We start from the raw sequence: 20,258 nt of genomic DNA on the forward strand, positions 1-20,258 counted from the left end.
GGTAACGACCTCCTTGCGCGCGGAGCTTTGCCATGAAGTTCAAGTCGATCCAGTTTTCCGTGGCCGCCCTGGCCGGTGCCATCGTGCTGAGCATTGTCGCGGCCCTGGTGCTGTACGCCGTCTATTCCGGGCAGCGTACCCAGACGCTGGTGCAACAGCGCACACAACAGCAGTTCGAGACCGTCATCGAACAGCGCCTCTCGGCCCTGGCCCGCACCCAGGTCAGCGAGATCCAGCGCGGCCTGGAAGCACCACTGGCGATCGCTCGCGGCCTGGCTACCGGCAACGCCATGCTCGGCATGCAGGACGCCGATGGCCAACCACTGATGCGCGTCGATCGCGAACACCTGATCAACCAGCTCAAGCGCACTGTGGAGGTCAACCCGAGCGTGCTGGGCGCCTACCTGGGCTGGGAGCCGAACGCCCTCGACCATGCCGATGGCCGCTACGTCGGCAGCAACCTGGTGGGCATCGACAGCGCCAGCGGGCGCTTCCTGCCCTGGTGGTTCCGCAATGGCGACGGCAGTCTCGGCCAGGACAAGCTGGCCGATGTCGACGACCGCACGGTGCTCGCCACAGGCGTGCGTGCCAGCGAGTACTACCTGTGCCCCAAGGAGTCGAAGAAGGCCTGCGTGATCGATCCCGCGCCTTATAAAGTGGGCGACAAGATGGTCATGCTCGCCTCATTCGTCGAGCCGATCATGATCGACGGCCAGTTCCAGGGCATGGCCGGTGCCGACCTGTCGGTGAACTTCATCCAGGACCTGCTCAATGCCGCCGACCGCCAGCTCTACGACGGCGCCGGCGAACTGGCGCTGGTCTCCAGCAATGGCCGCCTGGTGGCCTACACCCGCGATCCGGCCAAGTTCGGCGAAAAGGCCGGTGACGTGCTGGACAGCGACGAAGCCAACACCCTCAAGAACCTGAGTGGCGAGGCCTTGCACTATGAAGTGGATGCCGCCAAGGACCGCATCGAGCTGTACCTGCCGTTCAAGATCGCCGGCACCGATGCACGCTGGACCCTGCTGCTGGAGCTGCCGCTGAGCACGGTCATGGCCGACGTCAACCGTCTGCAGCAGGACCTGGCCGAACAGCGTCGCACCGATATCGCCGGCATGACCGTGGTCGGCCTGGGCATCGCCGCCCTCGGCCTGCTGGTGATCTGGCTGCTGGCCCTTGGCATCGCCCGCCCGCTCAAGCAGATGGTGAGCATGCTCGACGATATCGCCCAGGGCGAAGGCGACCTGACCCGACGCCTGCAGAGCGACCGGGCCGACGAACTGGGCGCCATCGCCAAGGGCTTCAACACCTTCCTGGCCAAGTTGCAGGCGATGATCAGCCAGGTGGTCAGTTCGGTGCAGAAAGTCAGCGACTCGTCCGAACACACCGCCGACATCGCCATCCGCACCAACCAGGGCGTGCACAAGCAGATGGCCGAGATCGACCAGGTGGCCACCGCCGTGCATGAAATGACCGCCACCGCCCAGGACGTGGCGCGCAATGCCACGCAAGCGGCCCAGGCCGCCAGTGAAGCCGACCGCGCCGCCAACCAGGGCCTGGACATCGTCCGCGATACGTCGCACTCGATCAGCGAGCTGGCCACCGAGATCGGTCGCGCCGTGACCGTGGTCCAGGACCTGGCCCGCGACAGCGAGAATATCAACGCCATCCTGGTGACCATCCGCGCCATCGCCGAGCAGACCAACCTGCTGGCGCTCAATGCCGCCATCGAGGCGGCCCGCGCCGGCGAGCAGGGCCGGGGCTTTGCGGTGGTCGCCGACGAGGTGCGCAACCTGGCGCAGAAGACCCAGCAGGCCACCCAGGAAATCCAGCAGATGATCCAGCAGTTGCAGCTGGGCACGCGCGAAGTGGTCAAGGTAATGGAAGACAGCCAGGGCAAGACCGACATCAGCGTGCAGCAGGCCAGCCGCGCGGCCGAGTCGCTGGCCAGCATCACCCAGGCGGTGTCGGTGATCAACGACATGAACACGCAGATCGCCAGCGCCGCCGAGGAGCAGAGCGCCGTGGCCGAGGACATCAACCGCAATGTGATCAACATCGGCCAGGTGGCCGGCGAGGTAGCCGGCGGCGCCGACGAGTCGAGCCAGGCCAGCGCCGAGCTGACCAAGCTGGCCGAGCAGCAGCGGCGGTTGATCAATCAGTTCAGGGTGTAGGCCTGCACGCGTGCCCCTGTAGGAGCGGCCTTGTGCCGCGAAAGGGCCGCAAAGCGGCCCCGGCGATCTTTGCGTCAACGCTGAAACCCTGGGGCCGCTTCGCGGCCCTTTCGCGGCACAAGGCCGCTCCTACAGGGAGTAGCGCACGCCTCCTAGGCGGGTGTCAGGCACTCCGGCCCATCGAGCTTCGGATCGTTGACGAAAAACGCCAGTGCACGCTCACGCAGTGCCGTCGGCGGCTTGGCCAGCAACTCGTGCAGCCTCGCCATCGGTGTTTCAGGATCCAGCCACAGCGCCTGCTCGGCCTCGTCCAGGATCAGCGGCCGACGCTGGTTCATCGCCGCTTGCGTCACCACCGCGCAACTCAGCCATGCCTGCTCCTGCACCGGGTAGACCTCCCATACCGCGGCGAAGAACAGCGACGCACCCTCCCCCGGCGTCACCCAGTATGGGCGCTTGCGCGCCGTGCCGCGCCATTCGTAGAAGCCGTTGGCCGGCATCAGGCAACGCCGCTGGCGCAAGGGCTCGCGGAACATCGGCTGCTCGGCGAGGGTTTCGGCGCGGGCCTGGGCCGGGGTGCGGGACAGGTCGGTGAGCCAGGCCGGGGTCAGACCCCAGCGCGCAGTGGCGAGTTGCAGCTGGCCATCGAGCTGGCGCTGGATCAGCACCGTGGCACCGGGCGAGATATTCCATTGGGCCTGCTGGCCCGGGGGGAAGCCCGGCAGGCCGGCGAAGCTCTGGGACCAGCGAAACAGGGCGTAGCGTCCACACATGGGCGAAATCAAAACCTAGCAGATCAGGGTTCCGGGATAACTCTCCGGTTCGTCGCCGGCAAGCGGCTGGGCGGCATTGTACGCATCGATCAACTGCCGTGCGTACCCGGCCTGTTCATCCGGCACCGCCAGGCCCAGCAGCCCGTGCATCGGCAACTCGCCCACGGCGCCCATCAGATCGCGCCCGACCAGGTGCACATCGATGCCCTCGCTGGCCAGCATGCCCACCAGCATCTGCGCCTCCAGCAGGCTTTCCGGCTCATAGATCCTTTGCATCAGTCGTTCTCGCCATACACATCGAGCATCCACTCCTCACCATGCACCTGCAGCACGAAGCGGATAGGCTTGCAGCACACTTGGCAGTCCTCGATGTACTCCTGGTCGCCGCCGGACAGGTCCACCGTGGTTTCGACTTCCTCGCCACAATAAGGGCAATCGTAGATCGCAGTTTCCAGCATCGCGGCCTCCGAAGTGACTTGTGCGTATAATTGCCGGTCTGTTTACAGGGCCTGTGTGCGTCCGAGCCGTTTTTCGGAGCCCGCCCCTACCTAATTACCCTAGCCGTTTCCAACAAGAGAGCATGATGGGCGAATTCGATGCCATCCGACCGTACGACGACGCTGAGGTCCCTGCCGTTCTGGCACGCCTGCTCAGCGACCCGGCATTTCTCGATATCCTGACCCACTTCCGCTTCCCGCGCGCGGCTGGCGCCTTTGGCTGGCTGCTCAAACCGCTGATCGCCCGGCGCCTGCGCAAGGAATTCGCCGGCGTGAGCTGCGTGTCCACGCTGCAGGACAAGGTCGAGTACTACGTCGACCGCACCATCGACCGCGCCACCGACGGCGTTACCTATACCGGCGTCGAACAGCTCAAGTCGGGGACCGCCTACCTGTTCCTGGCCAACCACCGCGATATCGTGATGGACCCGGCCTTCGTCAACTACGCGGTGTACCACGCCGGCCTGCCGACGCCGCGCATCGCCATCGGCGACAACCTGCTGCAAAAGCCGTTCGTTAGCGACATGATGCGCCTGAACAAGAGCTTCATCGTGCACCGCTCGATCAGCGGCCGCCGCGAGAAGCTGGCCGCCTACCAGCTGCTCTCGGCCTACATCAATCACTCGATCCGCAACGATTGCGTGTCGATCTGGATCGCCCAGGCCGAAGGTCGCGCCAAGGACGGTGACGACCGTACCGATTCGGCGATCCTCAAGATGTTCCACATGAGCCGCAAGGACGAGCCGTTCGGCGCGGTGGTCCAGAGCCTGAACCTGATCCCGGTGTCGATCAGCTACGAATACGACCCCTGCGACCAGGCCAAGGCCCGCGAGCTGTATATCCGCGCCACCACCGGCAGCTACACCAAGGCGCCGGGCGAGGACGACAACAGCATCGCTCAGGGCATCACCGGCTACAAAGGGCGGGTACACATCAACTTCGCCCCGCCGGTAACCGATTACCACGAGGACACCAAGCAACTGGCGCAGGCCATTGATCGGCAGATTCTGGGCGGCTACCGGCTGTTCCCGGTGCACTACCTGGCCTATGCGATGTGGACGGAGAAGGACGCGACGCTCGAGGTACCGAGCGCGGAGAAACTGTTCCCGGCCGACGAGCTGGCCAAGGCGAAGGAAGAGTGGCAGCGCCGCCTGGACGCGTGCCCGGTCGAGCATCAGCCGTACCTGGTGCAGCAGTATGCGACGCCGGTGCGTAACCAGTATCAGGTGAAGCGTCAGCCGGCATCGGCCTGACAACGCACCTGTAGGAGCGGGCTTGTCCCGCGAAGGCGTCAGATCAAGCAATGATGTGATCTGATATGACGCCTTCGCGGGACAAGCCCGCTCCTACACAGAGCAGGTATCGCCTTCAGATCCAGGTACTGAACCAGGACAAAAGCAAGGCCATCGCCAGGCAGCAGAAGCCCAGGATGTAGTAATAGCGCGACACCCGCTGCTCGAGCCCATCCACCACGCCTTCATCCACCGCCAGGCTCTCCCGGCTCAGCGCCTCGCGACGCCGGGCGCTATGCAGCAGCAACCCGCCAGGGCAGGTAATGAGCAGGGCCAGCAGGTTGATCAGCTTCGCCGGATGGGCGGCCAGGAAGCCCCAGAACACTTGCAACGACATTGCGCGACCTCGGTATAACGTGCGGCAAAGCCCGGCATTCTACCCAAGCCCAGGTTCACTGCCGCCACTTTGCGACCAGCTGCCATTTAATTTCATCTGTCACACGCTCGTCATCCAGGCAGGCCACCCTGTCGGCCTTCAACCGAACCGGAGCTTGTCATGCTGCACGCCGAAAACCAGGACCGCCTCTATCTTGTCGCCCAGAGCGACGAACAGCAGGCGCTGATCGACGGTTTCGCCATCAATGTCCAGGACCGCCAGTGGCTGGTGTACTGCGCACTGGGCGGGCATGCCCACCAGGACTTGCCGGAAGTCGACCCGCATACCGGGATCAGTCTGCTGGACTTCAATGTGCAGGCTGCCTGAGCCGCAAGTACGTCCGCCCAGCCAATAAAAAACCCGCCGTCTGGTTGTCCAGGCGGCGGGTTTTCTTCAATGCAAAAGCCTTACTCGCCCAGCACCTGACCGACGGTCGGGTCCTTGAACAGACGGGTCAGGGCATCGCTGAGCACATCGCTCACCAGCTTGGTGTTGGTTTCCTGGTTCGGCGCCATGCCGAAGCGCTGGTCCAGCGAGGCGCCGTAACGGCCGCTGTAGCGGCGGTTGGCGTTGGATACGTCGGCACGGAAGGTGGCGCCGATGGTCGCCTCGGTCACGTACATCTTGTCCTTGGGCGACTGGTACTTGAGCTCGGCCAGGGTCACGGTCAGCTGAGGCGCGTTGTAGGCGTTGGGCGTCGGGGTGAAGCCGAGCAGGCGTACCGCCGCTTCGGCCTGGGCCTGCAACTTGGGCACGACATCGTTGCCATTGACGGTGATGGTGCTGGTCTCGGGGTACATGCCACCGCGGGTGCCGAGCGATTGCGAGGCGCGCCCGTCGACAACCTTGACCACCACCGGCTGACCGTGGCCGACTGGGGCCAGTTGTTGGGTAAGCTTGGGTTGCGGGCTGAGTTGCTGCGGGCTGTGGGCACAACCGGCCAGGCTCAGGCTGGCCACCGCGAACAAACCGACCAACAGACGTTGCAACATGCGCGTTTCTCCAGAAAAAGCGGCAAAGGCTCACAGTATACCTAGTGTCCTGTCTCGGAAGTACGTTCTCTTTTGGCGAGTGGCTTGGGTGTTCGGGCAAGGCGCCGCGAAGAGTCATAGCAGGGCTATGGCGAGGAGTGGCAACGCCGGCCGGGCGCCCAAGACGCCGCCAAAAGTGAACAGCTTATTTCCGAGACAGGGCACTAGCGCGCCACGGGCCAGTCATCGGCCAAAGCCGCTTGTCACAATCGTTTCATGCCCCCCGGTTACTCTGGCGCCAGCCCTCCCACACAGGACTGACCACCATGGCCTCGCTCTGGACCCTGCTCTTGCACCGCCCGCGCCACGCCACCTACGCCCGCCTCGACAGCGACGGCATCTGCCTCGGTTTCATGCACTGCGCCATGCCCCCGGGCAACGGCGCCTGGGTGCAGGTGCGCGAGGCGCAACTGGCCTGGCTCGGCCGCCCGCTGCCGGCCAGCGCGCGGGTTTGCGCCCGTGCAACGCAGCGTTGGCAGCAACGCACCCTGTCGGCCTGACAAACGCTGCAATAAAAACCCAACAAGTACGCCCTTTCCGCCCGCGACATCGCTATAATCTCCCCCCGATTATAAGGACGTCTCCTGATCGGGCCCCGCTTTCGCCGCTTGACCCCGGCACCCTCGACGCTTCGCCCACAGAGAGCCTTCCACTCAGGTCTTGCATTGGCTGTCGTGCCTGCTGTTTCCGGCCTTCTGCTTCGCATGAACCTGCGGGTTGCCATCGCGCAGTCCACTTTTGAGGTTCACGACTCCAAAAGAGCGTGAAAAAACGGTTTTTCACAACTTCACGAGAGTGTGGCGAGCAAATGAACAGTCTGGCATGTGCAAAAGCGGCAGATGTGTCCCGAACAGCCCTGAACAGACGGCAAAAGCGCTCATCCCCGATGAGCCTCTGAGGCCGGTCCATAACGCACGACGGAGCACTTGACCATAAGTCGAATTGCCGCACCCGTGGCAATGGGCGTTCAATAGCCGAACACCCAAGACTGATTGGCGGTATCCGCGGAAGTTGCAAGAACTGCGAAGAGTCGGACATGGCGATCCTGGCCACCCCAGGGATCCTATGCTGTCAATTAGGTGCTGTAGATTGTGGAGACGCGTTAATGGCGCAGAACGAATCGGTTGATGTGGTACTGGTAGGCGCGGGCATCATGAGTGCCACCCTGGCCGTACTGCTCAAGGAGCTCGACCCGACCCTGAAGCTTGAGGTCGTCGAAGCGATGGACTCCGGGGCCGCAGAGAGTTCCAACCCCTGGAACAACGCCGGTACCGGCCATGCCGGCCTGTGCGAGCTGAATTACACCCCGCAGGCTGCCGATGGCAGCATCGACATCAAGAAAGCCGTGCACATCAACACCCAGTTCGAGGTTTCGCGCCAGTTCTGGGCCTACCTGAGCAAGAAGGGCAACTTCGGCTCGCCACGTGCTTTCATCAACCCGGTTCCGCACCTGAGCTACGTCGAGGGTGACAAGGGTATCGACTTCCTCAAGAAGCGTTTCGAGCTGCTCAAGCAGCACCACGCCTTCTCGGAGATGGAATACACCGAAGACAAGACCGTGATGAATGACTGGATGCCGCTGATGATGCCGGGCCGCCCGGCTGACCAACGCATCGCCGCGACCCGCGTGACCAAAGGCACCGACGTCAACTTTGGCGCCCTGACCAACAAGCTGCTCAAGCTGCTGGGCAACAGCCCGGACACCCAGGTCAAGTACAGCAAGAAGGTCGTCGGCCTGCGCCGTAACGGCAGCGGCTGGACCGTGAGCATCAAGGACGTCAACAGCGGCGGCAGCCGTGAAGTCGACGCCCGCTTCGTCTTCCTCGGCGCAGGCGGTGCCGCACTGCCCCTGCTGCAGGCCTCCGGCATCCCGGAAAGCAAAGGCTTCGGCGGCTTCCCGGTCAGCGGCCAGTGGCTGCGTTGCGACAACCCGGAAATCGTCAAGCAGCACCAGGCCAAGGTCTACAGCCAGGCCGCGGTTGGCGCCCCACCCATGTCGGTACCGCACCTGGATACCCGCGTGGTCGATGGCAACACCTCGCTGCTGTTCGGCCCGTACGCCGGCTTCACCACCAAGTTCCTCAAGCACGGCTCGCTCATGGACCTGCCGCTGTCGGTGCGCATGGGCAACATCGGCCCGATGCTGGCGGTGGCCCGTGACAACATGGACCTGACCAAGTACCTGGTCAGCGAAGTGATGCAATCGATGGAACAGCGCCTGGAATCGCTGCGCCGCTTCTACCCCGAAGCGAAAGCCGAGGACTGGCGCCTGGAAGTGGCCGGCCAGCGCGTGCAGATCATCAAGAAGGACCCGAAGAAAGGCGGCATCCTGCAGTTCGGCACCGAGCTGGTCTCGGCCAAGGACGGCAGCCTGGCCGCGCTGCTCGGCGCCTCCCCAGGTGCCTCGGTGACCGTATCGATCATGCTCGAGCTGATCGAGCGCTGCTTCCCTGAGCAGGCCAAGGGCGCCTGGGCCGCCAAGCTCAAGGAAATCTTCCCGGCCCGCGAGAAGGTCCTGGCCACCGATGCCGCCCTGTACCACAAGATCAGCGCCGACAACGACGAGGCACTGGAGCTGGTGGAAAGCAGCCCGGCCAAGCATTACGCCTGATCCGGTCGAAACGAAAAAACGCCCCTCGGGGCGTTTTTTATTTGCGGCCAAAACCCTCGTGGGAGCGGGCTTGCCCCGCGACCTGGCCGGTACAGACCGAATCATCTCCATGGCTGTACCGATGTTATCGCGGGGCAAGCCCGCTCCCACGCAACGCTCCGGATCAAACTCGGGCGTTGTCGATGATCTCGATGTACTCCGGCGCATTGCGCTGGTCGGCGATCGCCTCGACGAAGGTCTTGCCATGCTCGTCCTTGCCATCGAGGTCGTAGCCCGCCGCGACAAAGAAGCCCACATAGCGCTCGAAATCATCGACGCGCAGGCCGCGGTAACCCTTGATCAGCTTGTGATGGGACGGCGAGGTCAGGCCATCGGCCGGCTCGAACTGCAGGAACGTCTTGATGTACTCGTCGCTGATCTCGTCACCAATCACTTGTTTCTTGTCTTTACGCATCGCCGACTCCAACTGGGCCATCACGGGCATTTTCGAATGCCGGCAGTTTACCCCCCCAAACCTGCGGCCCTCAACGCGTACGTACGGTACCGGTGTGCAGGTCGGCCCAGATATGGCCATTGGCGTAGGTGAGGAACTGCACGTACAGGGTTTCGTTGCGCAGCAAGTCCATGATCACCCGGTAGTCGGCCATCGGGTAGTTGAGGGTCAGGGTCCGGCTCTTGTCGTCGTAGACAGGCTTTTTCAGGCTCTTGCCACCCTCGCCATCGAAGTTGAGCAACACCTGGCCGATGGTCGAGCCCTTGCTCAATGGCTTGCCCTTCAGGCGCATCTGCAAGGACGAAGTGATCGGAATCGGTTGCTGGTCGGACTGGCGCTGGGTGCCCACCACCACGGTGTAGTCGGTGACCTGCAGCAACTGCTGGCTGGCCGGTGCTTCCTGGCGCAGGGCGAGGTCGTCGGGCGGGAGAAACTGGCTGTGCAGCGGGGCGGCCGAGAGTGGCAGGCTTACCGCCAGCAGGAGGGGGACGATCGCACGCATGTGAGGCTCCTTGGCAAGAGCAGGCACTCTACGCATGAGCCCTGTCGCGGGGCAAGTCGCAGCGGCGAACCGCCGCCCCCACGATGAAGGAGCAGGCTCAATCGAACTGCGCGCGCATCCAGGCATGATACTCGGCAACGCCCGCCTCACCTTCACGCGGCGCCCAGTGAGCGTGTTCTCCCTCGCCCACCGGCCGGTATGGCCCGGCCTTGCACTCGAACATCACGCTGTCCGCTTCGAGCACCACCAGCCCGTGGTAAGTGCCAGGCGCCAGGTCGACACCCAGGCACTCGCCACCCGCCAGCAATACACGCTTGTCGATCACATCACCCTGATCGTCGAAAACCAACAGCCCCAGGCGCCCCTTGAGCACGATCAGGACCTCGGCCTTGTCATCACTCAGGTGCCGGTGCGGCGGGATATAGGTGTGCGGCTGCAACCCCACCGCCATGCGGTGGCAGGGCTCTTCCATCTGGTGGAAGTTGTGGTGCTGACGCCCACGCGGGCTTTCGCTGGCCTTCTGTGCCAGCCCAACGAACAACGACTGATCGAGGAACGCGGGCTGGCGCATGATCACAACCCCTTGACCGCGAAGATACCGTTGGCGTTGCGCCAGTAGCCCTTGTAGTCCATGCCATAGCCGAAGATGTAACGGTCGATGCACGGCAGGCCGGTGTAGGTGGCCTTCAGGTCCGGGCTGGCCTTGCGGTCGTGGTCCTTGTCGATCAGCACGGCGGTGTGCACCGCGCGGGCGCCGGCGTGCTTGCAGAACTCGATGATGGCGCTGAGGGTGTGGCCCTCGTCGAGGATGTCGTCGACGATCAGCACGTCGCGGTCGATGAACGACACTTCCGGCTTGGCCTTCCAGAACAGCTCGCCGCCGCTGGTGGTGTTGCGGTAGCGGGTGGCATGCAGGTACGAAGCTTCCAGCGGGAACTGCAGGTGGGTGAGCAGCTTGCCGGAGAAGATCAGGCCGCCGTTCATCACGCAGAAGACCACCGGGTTCTTGTCGTGCAGGTCCTTGCAGATCTGTTTGCCGACCTCGGCGATGGCGGCCTCGACCTCGGCTTCGTTGTACAGGCAATCAGCCTCGTGCATCACTTGACGGATATGCTCGAGATCGGCGGACATGGCGCTCTCCAGGGGGTGCGTTTTGGAAAAGCGGGCAAAGGTACGCATCCGCTCGTCCCAGATCAAGCCTTTATGGACTAACGTGCACAATGACTGCACGACATCAAGGACTGAATAGATTAATCTAGCGCGGTTTTTTTGCCCGCCTCCCGGAGCCCTCCCCCTATGCCTACTCGTGAGATCCGCCATCCGCTGATCCGCCACAAGCTCGGCCTGATGCGCCGTGCCGATATCAGCACCAAGAATTTTCGCGAACTCGCCCAGGAAGTCGGTGCACTACTGACCTATGAAGCCACCCAGGACCTGCCGCTCGAAACCTACGAGATCGACGGCTGGTGCGGCAAGGTGCAAGTCGAGAAGATCGCCGGCAAGAAGATCACCGTCGTGCCGATCCTGCGCGCCGGCATCGGCATGCTCGACGGCGTGCTCAGCCTGGTCCCCGGGGCCAAGGTGAGTGCCGTGGGCGTTGCCCGCAACGAGGAAACCCTCGAGGCCCACACCTACCTCGAGAAACTCGCGCCGGACATCAACCAGCGCCTGGCCCTGATCATCGACCCGATGCTGGCCACCGGCGGCTCGATGGTCGCCACCATCGACCTGCTGAAAAAGGCCGGCTGCAAGGAAATCCGCGCCATGGTCCTGGTCGCGGCGCCCGAAGGCATCGCCGTGGTGGAGAAAGCCCACCCGGATGTGCAGATCTACACCGCGTCGATCGACCAGCGCCTGAACGAACACGGCTACATCGTCCCAGGCCTGGGTGATGCCGGCGACAAGATCTTCGGCACCAAGCAGAAGGACGCCTGATCATGCAGGACGGCTTCAACGACCCGCTCTGGCGCCAGGTCGTCTCGGGCGCGCAGATGCTCTTCGTGGCATTTGGCGCGCTGGTGCTGATGCCGCTGATCACCGGCCTCGATCCGAACGTGGCGCTGTTCACCGCCGGCATCGGCACCCTGCTGTTCCAGCTGGTCACGGGCCGTCAGGTCCCGGTTTTCCTGGCCTCGAGCTTCGCCTTCATCACTCCGATCATCCTCGCCAAGGGCCAGTTCGGCCTGGCCGAGACCATGGGCGGCGTAATGGCTGCAGGCTTCGTGTACACCTTCATGGGCCTGATGGTGAAGATCAAGGGCACCGGTTTCATCGACCGCATGCTGCCGCCGGTGGTGATCGGCCCGGTGATCATCTCCATCGGCCTGGCCATGGCGCCGATCGCCGCCAACATGGCGATGGGCAAGGGTGGTGACGGTGCTGCGCTGATGCCGTACAAGACCGCCATGCTGATCTCCATGCCGGCACTGTTGACCACGCTGATCGTGGCTGTATTCGGCAAGGGCATCTTCCGTCTGGTACCGATCATTGCCGGTGTGCTGGTGGGCTTCGGCCTGTCGTTCGCCTTCGGCGTCGTCGACACCGCCAAGATCGCCGCGGCCCCCTGGCTGGAACTGCCCAACTTCACCGCGCCAGCCTTCAACTGGCAGGCCATTCTGTTCATCGTGCCCGTGGCCCTGGCCCCGGCGATCGAACACATCGGCGGGGTGATTGCGGTAGGCAGCGTGACCGGCCGTGACTACCTGAAAAAGCCCGGCCTGCACCGCACGCTGCTGGGTGACGGCCTGGCCACCACCGCCGCCGGCCTGTTCGGCGGCCCGCCCAATACCACCTACGCCGAAGTGACCGGCGCGGTGATGCTGACCAAGAACTACAACCCGAAGATCATGACCTGGGCGGCGGTGTTCGCCATCACCCTGGCCTTCATCGGCAAGTTCGGCGCGCTGCTGCAAAGCATTCCGGTACCGGTGATGGGCGGCATTCTCTGCTTGCTGTTCGGCTCAATCGCGGCGGTGGGCATGAACACCATGATCCGCCACAAGATCGACCTGGCCGAGGCGCGCAACCTGGTGATCGTTTCGGTGACCCTGGTATTCGGTATCGGCGGCGTGCTGATCGGCAGCGGCGACGGCCCGGACGACTGGGGCCTGAAGGGCATCGCCCTGTGCGCCGTGGTGGCGATTGCCCTGAACCTGATCCTGCCGGGCAACGATGGCTGGAAGAACAAGAAGCTGGATGATCAGTTGCCTTGATCCGGCGCTAGACTGACCTGGCCTCTTCGCGGGTAAACCCGCTCCCACAGGACTCTCACCGAACCTGTGGGAGCGGGTTTACCCGCGAAGAGGCCGGCCTGGTCAACCCAGGCCTCAAGCCTTCTCGCACATCCCCGCCAACACCCTCACCCACTCCGGGTGATCATTCAGGCACGGCACCAGCACCAGCTCCTTCCCTCCCGCCTCGATGAACTGCTCCTTGCCCCGATCGCCAATCTCCTCCAGCGTTTCGATGCAATCGGCGACGAACGCCGGGCACATCACCAGCAGCTTCTTCACCCCCGCCTTGCCCAGCTCGTCCAGGCGCGTCTCGGTGTAGGGCTCGATCCACTTGGCCCGGCCCAGGCGCGACTGGAACGATACCGACCACTTGCCGTCGGCAATACCCATCTTCTGCGCGAACGCCCTGGCCGTGGCCAGGCACTGACCGCGATAGCACACCGCACGCATCTCGGCGCTGGCGTCCTTGCAACAGTCGGCGGCCTGGAAGTCGTGGTTGCCGGTGGGGTCGAGCTTTTTCAGGTGCCGCTCGGGCAAACCATGGAAGCTCAGCAGCAGGTGATCGTAATCCTGTTCCAGGTACGGGCGGGCACTGGCGACCAGGGCATCGATGTACTCCGGGTGGTCGTAGAACGGCTGCAGAATGCGGGTCTGCAAGGGCAGCTTGCGCTCGGCAATGGTCTGCTTCGCCAACTCCACGACCGTGGTCACGGTGCTGTCGGCGAATTGTGGATAAAGCGGCGCCAACGTCACCTTGCGAACGCCTTGCGCGGCCAGGCGCTCCAGGACCTCCGGCAGCGCCGGTTGTCCGTAGCGCATGGCGATCTCCACCGGCCCATGGGGCCAATGGGCCGTCATCGCCTGCTGCAGACGGCGGGTCAGCACCACCAGCGGCGAGCCCTCGTCCCACCAGATCGAGGCGTAGGCATGGGCTGACTGCTCGGGACGCTTGATCAGGATCAGCGACACCAGCAACCGGCGCACCGGCCAGGGCAGATCGATCACGTACGGGTCCATGAGGAACTGGTTGAGGTAACGGCGCACGTCAGCCACCGAGGTGGAGGCCGGCGAACCCAGGTTGACCAGCAGCAGGGCGTGATCGTTCATGCAGCGTCCTATGTCAGAGGCGACTGGACAGGTTGTCCAGGGCCGATTGCAGATCGTTGAAACGGAACGTGAAGCCCGCCGCCAGCAGGCGTACCGGGCGCGCGCGCTGGCCACCGAGCAGCAGCGTTGACAACTCGCCGAGCCCGGCCTTGAGCAACAGCGCCGGCATCGGCATGAACGCCGGGCGATGCAACGTGCGGCCCAGGCGCTTGGCGAACTCGCGGTTGCGCACCGGCTCCGGCGCGCAGGCATTATAGGGACCGCTGGCTTCGCTGTGCTGCAAGAGAAAATCAATCAGGCCGATTTGGTCGTCGATATGCACCCAGGGCATCCACTGCCGACCATTGCCCAGCGGCCCGCCCAGGCCCAGCTTGTATGGCAGGCGCAGGCGCGACAAAAAGCCGCCATCGGCGGCCAGCACCAGGCCCGTGCGCACCAGCACCACGCGAATACCCAGGGCCTGGGCGCGCTGGGCGGTTTCCTCCCAGGCAATGCACAGCTGACTGGCGAAGTCTTCCTTCACCGGTTGCGAAGCCTCGGTGAGTTCGCGCTCGCCCCCGTCGCCGTACCAGCCCACCGCCGAGCCGGAGATCAACACCTGCGGGCGTCGCTCGCGGTGCTCCAGCCAGGCCAGCAACTGTTCGGTGAGGGTCACCCGGCTGGCCCAGAGCAGGTTGCGTCGCGCCGCGGTCCAGGGCCGATCGGCGATCGGCGCGCCGGCCAGGTTGACCACCGCGTCTACGTCGTCGTCATCGGCAATGTCTTCCAGCCGGGCCACGCCCCGCACGCCGCTGCCGCAGATTTTCGCCACCTGTTCGGGGCGCCGGCTCCAGACCGTCAGGCGATGCCCTTGCTGGCGCCACAACTGGCAAAGGTGTTGGCCGATCAGGCCGGTACCGCCGGTCAGCAATATATGCATGGCTGTGTCCTCACACTGGGCGGCCGTGGTCTATTTTTAAGATCAAGGCACTTTTTTGACCGAACGCTCTCGGATAAACATAGGCCAACCTGCCTATCGAGCGGAATAACCTTATACAAACATTGTGCATTGTACAGGTTTGCCTGGCAGCGTAGGCTGCGTATAGCTAGGTTCGAAGAGGCCATCATGACAGTACCTATTGCCATCATCGGCGCCGGAATCGCCGGCTTGTCCGCCGCCCAGGCCCTGCAAAAGGCCGGGCAGACTGTTCATCTGTTCGACAAGGGCCACGGCAGCGGCGGACGCATGGCCAGCAAGCGCAGCGACGCTGGCGCCCTGGACCTCGGCGCCCAGTACTTCACCGCCCGCGACCGGCGCTTTGTCGAGCAGGTCCAGCACTGGGTGGAGAACGGCTGGGCCGCCCAGTGGAAACCGCAGCTGTACAACTACCGCGATGGCGCACTGACCCCCTCCCCCGACGAACAGACCCGCTGGGTCGGCGTGCCACGCATGAGCGCCATCACCCGCGGCCTGCTCAAGGACGTCACGGTGAACTTCGGCTGCCGCATCACCGAAGTGTTCCGCGGCAAGCAGTACTGGCACCTGCAGGACACCGAAGGTTGCAGCCATGGGCCGTTCAGCCAGGTGGTGATCGCCGTGCCGGCGCCCCAGGCCACGCCGTTACTGGCCGCCGCGCCCAAGCTTGCGGCAGTGGCCGCCGGGGTACAGATGGAACCGACCTGGGCCATTGCCCTGGGCTTCCAGACACCGCTGGAAACACCCATGCAAGGCTGCTTCGTGCAGGACAACCCGCTCGACTGGCTCGCCCGCAACCGCAGCAAGCCGGGTCGCGACGAGAAACTAGACACCTGGGTGCTGCATGCCACCTCCAACTGGAGCAAACAGCACATCGACCTGCCCAAGGAAGAAGTGATCGAACAGCTCTGGGGAGAATTTGCCGAACTGGTCGGCTGCGTCGTCCCCGCACCGACCTTTGCCCTTGCCCACCGCTGGCTATACGCCCGCCCTGCCATCAATCACGAGTGGGGCACGCTGGCCGATGCCGACCTGGGCCTGTATGCCTGTGGCGACTGGTGCCTGTCCGGTCGGGTCGAAGGGGCCTGGCTCAGTGGCCAGGAAGCTGCCCGGCGCCTGTTGGAGCATCTGGAATAGTCGACGGGAAACTTATACAAAAAATTATACTTGTATAAGTTTTCATCTGTGCTGGAATAGACTTGTACAAAACCTGCAGCCTGTACAAGTCATTCCGGAGTCCGCGATGAACGCTTCCCCGCCCAGCGGCAAGCCACGCCTGGCCATCAGCGCCTGCCTGACCGGCCTCAATGTGCGCTACAACGCCGGCCACAAAGCCTCCAGCCTCTGTCTCGAGCTGCTCGACAAGCATTTCGACTGGGTCCCCCTGTGCCCCGAGGTCGCCATCGGCCTGGGCACGCCCCGTGAACCCATCCGCCTGGTGGGCGACCCGGAGCACCCCGCCGTCACCGGCACGCGCAACAGCGCCACCGATTTTGCCGGCCCACTGCGTGCCTATGGCGCCCAGATGGCCGATGAACTCGACGATATCTGCGGCTACATCTTCATGCAAAAGTCACCGTCCTGCGGCCTCGAACGGGTCAAGGTCTACCAGGAGGACGGCCACCCGGCCCACCAGGGGGGCCGGGGCGCCTACGCTGCGGCATTTTGCGAGCGACGCCCGGACCTGCCGGTCGAGGAGGAAGGCCGCCTGCACGATCCGGTGCTGCGGGAAAACTTCATCGCCCGCGTCTACGCCTATGCCGACTGGTGCCAACTGATGCGCCAGGGCCTGAGCCGCGGTGCGCTGATCCGCTTCCATGCACGCTACAAGTACCTGCTGATGGCGCACAATCCCCAGGCGTATCGCAGCCTCGGCCGCCTTCTCGGCAGCATGAGCCGCGACGATGACCCGGCGCAGCTCGGCCCGCGCTACTTCAGCCAGTTGATGCAGGCCCTGCGCCGCTGCGCCAGCCGCGGCACCCACGGCAACGTGCTGCAGCACCTGAGCGGCTACCTGCGCAACGACCTGGGCCAGGCGGACAAGGCCGAGTTGCAGCAGCTCATCGGCCAATACCAGAAAGGTGTGGTGCCCCTGGTCGTACCCTTGACCCTGCTCAAGCACCACCTGCGCCGTCATCCGGATCCCTACCTGCTGCAACAGGCCTACCTGCAACCCCATCCGGAAGACCTCGGGCTACGCAATGCCATCTGACCCATTGCTGCCCATCGGCGAAGTGGCCCGCCTGACCGGCGTAAACCCGGTCACCCTGCGCGCCTGGGAACGCCGTTACGGCCTGATCAAGCCGCAGCGCACGGCCAAGGGCCATCGCCTTTATCCTCAGGACCAGGTGCAGCGGGTCCAGGCCGTGCTGCGCTGGCTGGAGCGTGGCGCCGCGGTGAGCCAGGTGCGCGAACTGCTGGACAATGCCGCGCACACCACAACGCCGATCCAGGGGGAATGGGGCGAACGCATCGAACAGCTGATCGCGGCCATCGCCCGCCTTGCCCAACGCCCGCTGGACCTGCTGATCAACCAGGTGATGGCCCTCTACCCCGCCGTGACCGTCTGCGAACACCTGCTGCTGCCGCTGCTCGAAGCTCTTGAACAGCGCTGGCAGTCCCATTTCGACGCTCGACTGGAACAAGTGTTCTTTCAGGGTTGGTTGCGCAGCAAGCTGGGAGCACGGGTCTATCACGATAGCCACTCGCTCGCAGGCCCCTGCGTGCTGCTTGCCCGCACCGACGATGCGCCCTTCAACCCGGAGTTCTGGCTCTGCGCCTGGCTGCTGAGCAGCAACGGCTACCCTCTGGAGATCCTAGAATGGTCGGTCGAACCCCGCCAACTGCGCCTGGCCGTGGAACAGTTGCAGCCACAAGCGCTGCTGCTGCACCTCGGTCGCCGCCCCGACCTCGCCGTACTGGGCCGCGCACTGCAGGACGTCAACACAATGAAACTCCTGGGTGGTGGCACAGTCAGTCTCCATGAGACGGAATTGCACGCACTGTCACTGCCTGACCTGCACCTGTTCGACAGCCCGCAAACTGCCTTGCGCTGCCTTCAGCGACCCCGACCTTGAGCCTGCAACCCATGCAACTGATCTGGCTGCGCAGCGACCTGCGCATCGACGACAACACCGCCCTCGCGGCCGCCTGCCAAGGTGGCCCGACCTTGGCTCTCTGGATCGCCAGCCCCGGCCAGTGGCAAGCCCACGACGACGCACCGTGCAAGGTCGATTTCTGGCTGCGCAACCTGCGGCTGCTGCAACAGTCGCTGGAGGCACTGAACATTCCGCTGCTGATTCGCACCAGCGATACCTGGGATGAAATCCCGGCCTGCGTGATGGAGGTCTGTCGCCAGCATGGCATCGAGGCCGTGCACTGGAACGACGAGTACGGTATCAACGAGGCCCGGCGGGACAAGGCAACCCATGAAGCGCTGCTGCAAGCTGGGATCACCGCCACCGGCCACCTCGACCAGCTGCTGTTCAGACCCGGCAGCGTACTGACCCGCACTGGTCAGTACTTCCAGGTATTCAGCCAGTTCAAGCGGGTCTGCCTGGAGCACCTGCACCGCAGCCTTCCACCCCTTGTTCATTCAGTGGAGCGCCAGCAAGCCCTCGGGATCCACAGCGACGCCATCCCCGAGCAGATCGAAGGCTTCGAACCCCCATCCGAAACCCTGCGCCAACACTGGCCGGCAGGCGAGGATGAAGGCAGGCGGCGGCTACAGCACTTCGTCGACGAAACCATCGATGACTATGCACAACTGCGCGACCTGCCCGCCAAGGCCGGCACCAGCCAGCTGTCCCCCTACCTCGCCGCCGGCGTGATCTCGCCGCGCCAGTGCCTGCACGCGGCACTGGCCAGCAACCGGGGCGAGTTCGACAGCGGCAGCGTCGGCGTGCAGACCTGGGTCAACGAGTTGCTGTGGCGCGAGTTCTACAAGCACACCCTGGTGGGCTACCCCCGCGTCTCCCGGCACCGCGCCTTCCGCCCGCAGACAGAAGCATTGCCCTGGCGCGAGGCCCCCACCGACCTGCAGGCCTGGAAGGAAGGCCGCACCGGCTTCCCCCTCATCGATGCCGCCATGCGCCAGCTGCTGCACACCGGCTGGATGCACAACCGCCTGCGTATGATCGTCGCCATGTTCCTCAGCAAGAACCTGTTGATCGACTGGCGACACGGCGAACGACATTTCATGCGTCACCTGATAGACGGTGACCTGGCCGCCAACAACGGTGGTTGGCAGTGGAGCGCCTCGACGGGGACCGATGCGGTGCCCTATTTCCGCATTTTCAACCCCGTTACCCAATCGCAGCGTTTCGACCCCAAGGGAACCTTCATCCGTCATTGGTTGCCTGAACTGGAAGGAAAAGATGATCGATCGATCCATCAGCCGGTGAAATCCATGGATCTATTTGCTACTAATTGTTACTTGAGCCCAATAGTCGATATCGATAGCAGTCGCCAAAGGGCACTGGAAGCCTTCAGAGGTTTGTCCAACTGGCAGGATCATAGGGCATAACACATGACACGTCGTTTCTGGGTCACAGGAGCCAGCCACGGAGTTGGGCTGGCATTGGTTGGACAGTTGCTCGCATCGGGGCATCAGGTTGCCGCCAGTGGCAGGGATAGCCAGGAATTGGACTCACTGGGTCAACAGCACGGCGCACGCCTGTTGCGCCTTCCCGCCCCCTTGTCGCAAGCCAACCAACGGCTTCTGGCGAAGTGGGGCGCACTCGACAGCCTGATCATCAACGCCGGCACCTGCGACTACCTGCCAGACGCTTTAGGGGATGGGGAGGTGTTCGAGCAGATCATCAGCAGCAACCTGCTAGCCACGCAAGAGTGCCTGGCCGGCGCTCTGCCACTGCTGGCCAAGGGCGAGAAACCGCAGGTCATGGCCATCCTCAGCCGCTACTCGGCGTTGCAACTGTTCGAGCCGAACCAGCCGCTCAGTGGCGGCAACAGCCTGCCGAAGTGGTTGAGCGAGCAACGCAACGCCTTGCACGCGCTGGGCATCGACCTGACCGTGGTAGCGCCTCAATCGCTGAAAAACCCGGTGAGCTCGGTGCAGGCCATTCCGCAGCCCTGGACGGCGCAAAGCGCAGCGCATGAGTTGCTGGCACGCCTGGATCAGCGCCAACCCGATCTGGTGCTCGAAGTGCTCGACCCTAGCGAACTTTGGCCGCTGCCAGAGAACAGCTGACCGCG

23 protein-coding genes are annotated in these 20,258 nt (G+C 64.0%); 12 read left to right on the forward strand and 11 right to left on the reverse strand.

The genetic code is table 11. The features are described 5' to 3' along the window. The first annotated feature begins 32 nt into the window (after positions 1–32). The gene (locus tag DMX06_RS26960; protein ID WP_110735861.1) at positions 33–2,174 is read left to right on the forward strand and encodes a methyl-accepting chemotaxis protein; all 2,142 of its coding nucleotides are present in this window, start codon (positions 33–35) and stop codon (positions 2,172–2,174) included. Positions 2,175–2,326: 152 nt separating this feature from the next. On the opposite strand, the gene DMX06_RS07095 is transcribed toward DMX06_RS26960, so the two are convergent. Genes DMX06_RS07095 through DMX06_RS07105 form a run of 3 tightly spaced genes read right to left on the reverse strand, consistent with a single transcriptional unit; the run spans position 2,327 to position 3,405 of the window. Continuing rightward, a complete protein-coding gene (locus DMX06_RS07095; RefSeq protein WP_110735862.1) occupies positions 2,327–2,947 on the reverse strand; it encodes an SOS response-associated peptidase in 621 nt (206 codons plus the stop codon). A gap of 15 nt (positions 2,948–2,962) precedes the next feature. Next, positions 2,963–3,223 (reverse strand): putative signal transducing protein, encoded by a 261-nt coding sequence (locus DMX06_RS07100; RefSeq protein WP_050703751.1) that lies wholly within the window; start codon positions 3,221–3,223, stop codon positions 2,963–2,965. Further along, positions 3,223–3,405, reverse strand: a complete 183-nt coding sequence (locus DMX06_RS07105; RefSeq protein ID WP_010225771.1) for a CPXCG motif-containing cysteine-rich protein — start codon at positions 3,403–3,405, stop codon at positions 3,223–3,225. The genes DMX06_RS07100 and DMX06_RS07105 overlap by 1 nt, the downstream gene beginning before the upstream one ends. Positions 3,406–3,530: 125 nt before the next feature. Between DMX06_RS07105 and DMX06_RS07110 the strand changes: the two genes are divergently transcribed. Next, positions 3,531–4,697 carry a 1-acyl-sn-glycerol-3-phosphate acyltransferase gene (locus DMX06_RS07110; protein ID WP_181427792.1) on the forward strand — a complete coding sequence of 389 codons (1,167 nt, stop codon included), beginning with the start codon at positions 3,531–3,533 and terminating at the stop codon, positions 4,695–4,697. 115 nt (positions 4,698–4,812) lie between these two features. Here the strand turns inward: DMX06_RS07110 and DMX06_RS07115 are convergent, their stop codons facing one another. Further along, positions 4,813–5,073 carry a hypothetical protein gene (locus tag DMX06_RS07115; protein WP_110735864.1) on the reverse strand — a complete coding sequence of 87 codons (261 nt, stop codon included), beginning with the start codon at positions 5,071–5,073 and terminating at the stop codon, positions 4,813–4,815. 159 nt (positions 5,074–5,232) lie between these two features. Between DMX06_RS07115 and DMX06_RS07120 the strand changes: the two genes are divergently transcribed. Continuing rightward, positions 5,233–5,439 (forward strand): hypothetical protein, encoded by a 207-nt coding sequence (locus DMX06_RS07120; protein WP_050703748.1) that lies wholly within the window; start codon positions 5,233–5,235, stop codon positions 5,437–5,439. A gap of 80 nt (positions 5,440–5,519) precedes the next feature. Here DMX06_RS07120 and DMX06_RS07125 read toward each other — a convergent pair whose 3' ends face one another. Further along, a complete protein-coding gene (locus tag DMX06_RS07125; protein ID WP_011532230.1) occupies positions 5,520–6,104 on the reverse strand; it encodes a YajG family lipoprotein in 585 nt (194 codons plus the stop codon). A gap of 305 nt (positions 6,105–6,409) precedes the next feature. On the opposite strand from DMX06_RS07125, the gene DMX06_RS07130 reads away from it, so the two are divergent. Both DMX06_RS07130 and mqo read left to right on the forward strand, forming a co-directional pair. Further along, entirely contained in the window at positions 6,410–6,643 is a 234-nt protein-coding gene (locus DMX06_RS07130; RefSeq protein ID WP_110735865.1) for a hypothetical protein, read from the forward strand. A gap of 605 nt (positions 6,644–7,248) precedes the next feature. Further along, a complete protein-coding gene (gene mqo / locus DMX06_RS07135; RefSeq protein WP_110735866.1) occupies positions 7,249–8,754 on the forward strand; it encodes a malate dehydrogenase (quinone) in 1,506 nt (501 codons plus the stop codon). A 163-nt stretch (positions 8,755–8,917) separates the two neighbouring features. Here the strand turns inward: mqo and DMX06_RS07140 are convergent, their stop codons facing one another. The 4 genes from DMX06_RS07140 to DMX06_RS07155 all read right to left on the reverse strand — a co-directional run bounded on the left by DMX06_RS07140 (position 8,918) and on the right by DMX06_RS07155 (position 10,880). After that, positions 8,918–9,208, reverse strand: coding sequence for a PA4642 family protein (locus DMX06_RS07140; RefSeq protein ID WP_110703080.1), 291 nt, complete (start codon positions 9,206–9,208; stop codon positions 8,918–8,920). A gap of 70 nt (positions 9,209–9,278) precedes the next feature. Next, positions 9,279–9,749 (reverse strand): hypothetical protein, encoded by a 471-nt coding sequence (locus DMX06_RS07145; protein WP_110735867.1) that lies wholly within the window; start codon positions 9,747–9,749, stop codon positions 9,279–9,281. 97 nt (positions 9,750–9,846) lie between these two features. Continuing rightward, on the reverse strand, positions 9,847–10,320 hold the full coding sequence (locus DMX06_RS07150) for a WbuC family cupin fold metalloprotein (protein ID WP_110735868.1): 474 nt from the start codon (positions 10,318–10,320) through the stop codon (positions 9,847–9,849). A gap of 2 nt (positions 10,321–10,322) precedes the next feature. Continuing rightward, on the reverse strand, positions 10,323–10,880 hold the full coding sequence (locus DMX06_RS07155) for a hypoxanthine-guanine phosphoribosyltransferase (RefSeq protein WP_110735869.1): 558 nt from the start codon (positions 10,878–10,880) through the stop codon (positions 10,323–10,325). Positions 10,881–11,045: 165 nt separating this feature from the next. Between DMX06_RS07155 and upp the strand changes: the two genes are divergently transcribed. Together upp and DMX06_RS07165 are read left to right on the forward strand one after the other, a co-directional pair. Then, complete coding sequence (gene upp / locus DMX06_RS07160) at positions 11,046–11,684, forward strand: uracil phosphoribosyltransferase (protein ID WP_028691132.1); 639 nt, start codon at positions 11,046–11,048, stop codon at positions 11,682–11,684. Between the two features lie 2 nt (positions 11,685–11,686). Beyond that, positions 11,687–12,961: a uracil-xanthine permease family protein gene (locus DMX06_RS07165; RefSeq protein WP_110735870.1), complete on the forward strand. Its 1,275-nt coding sequence runs from the start codon at positions 11,687–11,689 to the stop codon at positions 12,959–12,961. A 114-nt stretch (positions 12,962–13,075) separates the two neighbouring features. Here DMX06_RS07165 and hemH read toward each other — a convergent pair whose 3' ends face one another. Next, positions 13,076–14,089 carry a ferrochelatase gene (hemH, locus tag DMX06_RS07170; protein WP_110735871.1) on the reverse strand — a complete coding sequence of 338 codons (1,014 nt, stop codon included), beginning with the start codon at positions 14,087–14,089 and terminating at the stop codon, positions 13,076–13,078. Between the two features lie 13 nt (positions 14,090–14,102). Continuing rightward, the gene (locus tag DMX06_RS07175) at positions 14,103–15,008 is read right to left on the reverse strand and encodes a TIGR01777 family oxidoreductase (RefSeq protein ID WP_110735872.1); all 906 of its coding nucleotides are present in this window, start codon (positions 15,006–15,008) and stop codon (positions 14,103–14,105) included. Between the two features lie 186 nt (positions 15,009–15,194). Here DMX06_RS07175 and DMX06_RS07180 point away from each other — a divergent pair, with 186 nt between their 5' ends. The 5 genes from DMX06_RS07180 (at position 15,195) to DMX06_RS07200 (ending at position 20,253) form a co-directional block, all read left to right on the forward strand. Next, the gene (locus DMX06_RS07180) at positions 15,195–16,181 is read left to right on the forward strand and encodes an NAD(P)/FAD-dependent oxidoreductase (RefSeq protein ID WP_110735873.1); all 987 of its coding nucleotides are present in this window, start codon (positions 15,195–15,197) and stop codon (positions 16,179–16,181) included. 106 nt (positions 16,182–16,287) lie between these two features. Further along, positions 16,288–17,256: a DUF523 and DUF1722 domain-containing protein gene (locus DMX06_RS07185; protein WP_110735874.1), complete on the forward strand. Its 969-nt coding sequence runs from the start codon at positions 16,288–16,290 to the stop codon at positions 17,254–17,256. Continuing rightward, positions 17,246–18,121 carry a MerR family transcriptional regulator gene (locus DMX06_RS07190; protein ID WP_110735875.1) on the forward strand — a complete coding sequence of 292 codons (876 nt, stop codon included), beginning with the start codon at positions 17,246–17,248 and terminating at the stop codon, positions 18,119–18,121. The genes DMX06_RS07185 and DMX06_RS07190 overlap by 11 nt, the downstream gene beginning before the upstream one ends. A gap of 11 nt (positions 18,122–18,132) precedes the next feature. Beyond that, a complete protein-coding gene (phrB, locus tag DMX06_RS07195) occupies positions 18,133–19,569 on the forward strand; it encodes a deoxyribodipyrimidine photo-lyase (RefSeq protein ID WP_110735876.1) in 1,437 nt (478 codons plus the stop codon). Between the two features lie 3 nt (positions 19,570–19,572). Then, positions 19,573–20,253, forward strand: a complete 681-nt coding sequence (locus tag DMX06_RS07200) for an SDR family NAD(P)-dependent oxidoreductase (protein ID WP_110735877.1) — start codon at positions 19,573–19,575, stop codon at positions 20,251–20,253. The last annotated feature ends 5 nt before the right edge of the window (positions 20,254–20,258 follow it).

This window comes from Pseudomonas mosselii, assembly GCF_003205295.1.
GTDB lineage: Bacteria > Pseudomonadota > Gammaproteobacteria > Pseudomonadales > Pseudomonadaceae > Aquipseudomonas > Aquipseudomonas mosselii_B.

Excerpts from the sequence above, each read along its gene's own strand:
- DMX06_RS26960 (WP_110735861.1), top strand. The coding sequence starts at position 33 with ATGAAGTTCAAGTCGATCCAGTTTTCCGTGGCCGCCCTGGCCGGTGCC.
- DMX06_RS07095 (WP_110735862.1), bottom strand. The coding sequence starts at position 2,947 with ATGTGTGGACGCTACGCCCTGTTTCGCTGGTCCCAGAGCTTCGCCGGC.
- DMX06_RS07100 (WP_050703751.1), bottom strand. The coding sequence starts at position 3,223 with ATGCAAAGGATCTATGAGCCGGAAAGCCTGCTGGAGGCGCAGATGCTG.
- DMX06_RS07105 (WP_010225771.1), bottom strand. The coding sequence starts at position 3,405 with ATGCTGGAAACTGCGATCTACGATTGCCCTTATTGTGGCGAGGAAGTC.
- DMX06_RS07110 (WP_181427792.1), top strand. The coding sequence starts at position 3,531 with ATGGGCGAATTCGATGCCATCCGACCGTACGACGACGCTGAGGTCCCT.
- DMX06_RS07115 (WP_110735864.1), bottom strand. The coding sequence starts at position 5,073 with ATGTCGTTGCAAGTGTTCTGGGGCTTCCTGGCCGCCCATCCGGCGAAG.
- DMX06_RS07120 (WP_050703748.1), top strand. The coding sequence starts at position 5,233 with ATGCTGCACGCCGAAAACCAGGACCGCCTCTATCTTGTCGCCCAGAGC.
- DMX06_RS07125 (WP_011532230.1), bottom strand. The coding sequence starts at position 6,104 with ATGTTGCAACGTCTGTTGGTCGGTTTGTTCGCGGTGGCCAGCCTGAGC.
- DMX06_RS07130 (WP_110735865.1), top strand. The coding sequence starts at position 6,410 with ATGGCCTCGCTCTGGACCCTGCTCTTGCACCGCCCGCGCCACGCCACC.
- mqo (WP_110735866.1), top strand. The coding sequence starts at position 7,249 with ATGGCGCAGAACGAATCGGTTGATGTGGTACTGGTAGGCGCGGGCATC.
- DMX06_RS07140 (WP_110703080.1), bottom strand. The coding sequence starts at position 9,208 with ATGCGTAAAGACAAGAAACAAGTGATTGGTGACGAGATCAGCGACGAG.
- DMX06_RS07145 (WP_110735867.1), bottom strand. The coding sequence starts at position 9,749 with ATGCGTGCGATCGTCCCCCTCCTGCTGGCGGTAAGCCTGCCACTCTCG.
- DMX06_RS07150 (WP_110735868.1), bottom strand. The coding sequence starts at position 10,320 with ATGCGCCAGCCCGCGTTCCTCGATCAGTCGTTGTTCGTTGGGCTGGCA.
- DMX06_RS07155 (WP_110735869.1), bottom strand. The coding sequence starts at position 10,880 with ATGTCCGCCGATCTCGAGCATATCCGTCAAGTGATGCACGAGGCTGAT.
- upp (WP_028691132.1), top strand. The coding sequence starts at position 11,046 with ATGCCTACTCGTGAGATCCGCCATCCGCTGATCCGCCACAAGCTCGGC.
- DMX06_RS07165 (WP_110735870.1), top strand. The coding sequence starts at position 11,687 with ATGCAGGACGGCTTCAACGACCCGCTCTGGCGCCAGGTCGTCTCGGGC.
- hemH (WP_110735871.1), bottom strand. The coding sequence starts at position 14,089 with ATGAACGATCACGCCCTGCTGCTGGTCAACCTGGGTTCGCCGGCCTCC.
- DMX06_RS07175 (WP_110735872.1), bottom strand. The coding sequence starts at position 15,008 with ATGCATATATTGCTGACCGGCGGTACCGGCCTGATCGGCCAACACCTT.
- DMX06_RS07180 (WP_110735873.1), top strand. The coding sequence starts at position 15,195 with ATGACAGTACCTATTGCCATCATCGGCGCCGGAATCGCCGGCTTGTCC.
- DMX06_RS07185 (WP_110735874.1), top strand. The coding sequence starts at position 16,288 with ATGAACGCTTCCCCGCCCAGCGGCAAGCCACGCCTGGCCATCAGCGCC.
- DMX06_RS07190 (WP_110735875.1), top strand. The coding sequence starts at position 17,246 with ATGCCATCTGACCCATTGCTGCCCATCGGCGAAGTGGCCCGCCTGACC.
- phrB (WP_110735876.1), top strand. The coding sequence starts at position 18,133 with ATGCAACTGATCTGGCTGCGCAGCGACCTGCGCATCGACGACAACACC.
- DMX06_RS07200 (WP_110735877.1), top strand. The coding sequence starts at position 19,573 with ATGACACGTCGTTTCTGGGTCACAGGAGCCAGCCACGGAGTTGGGCTG.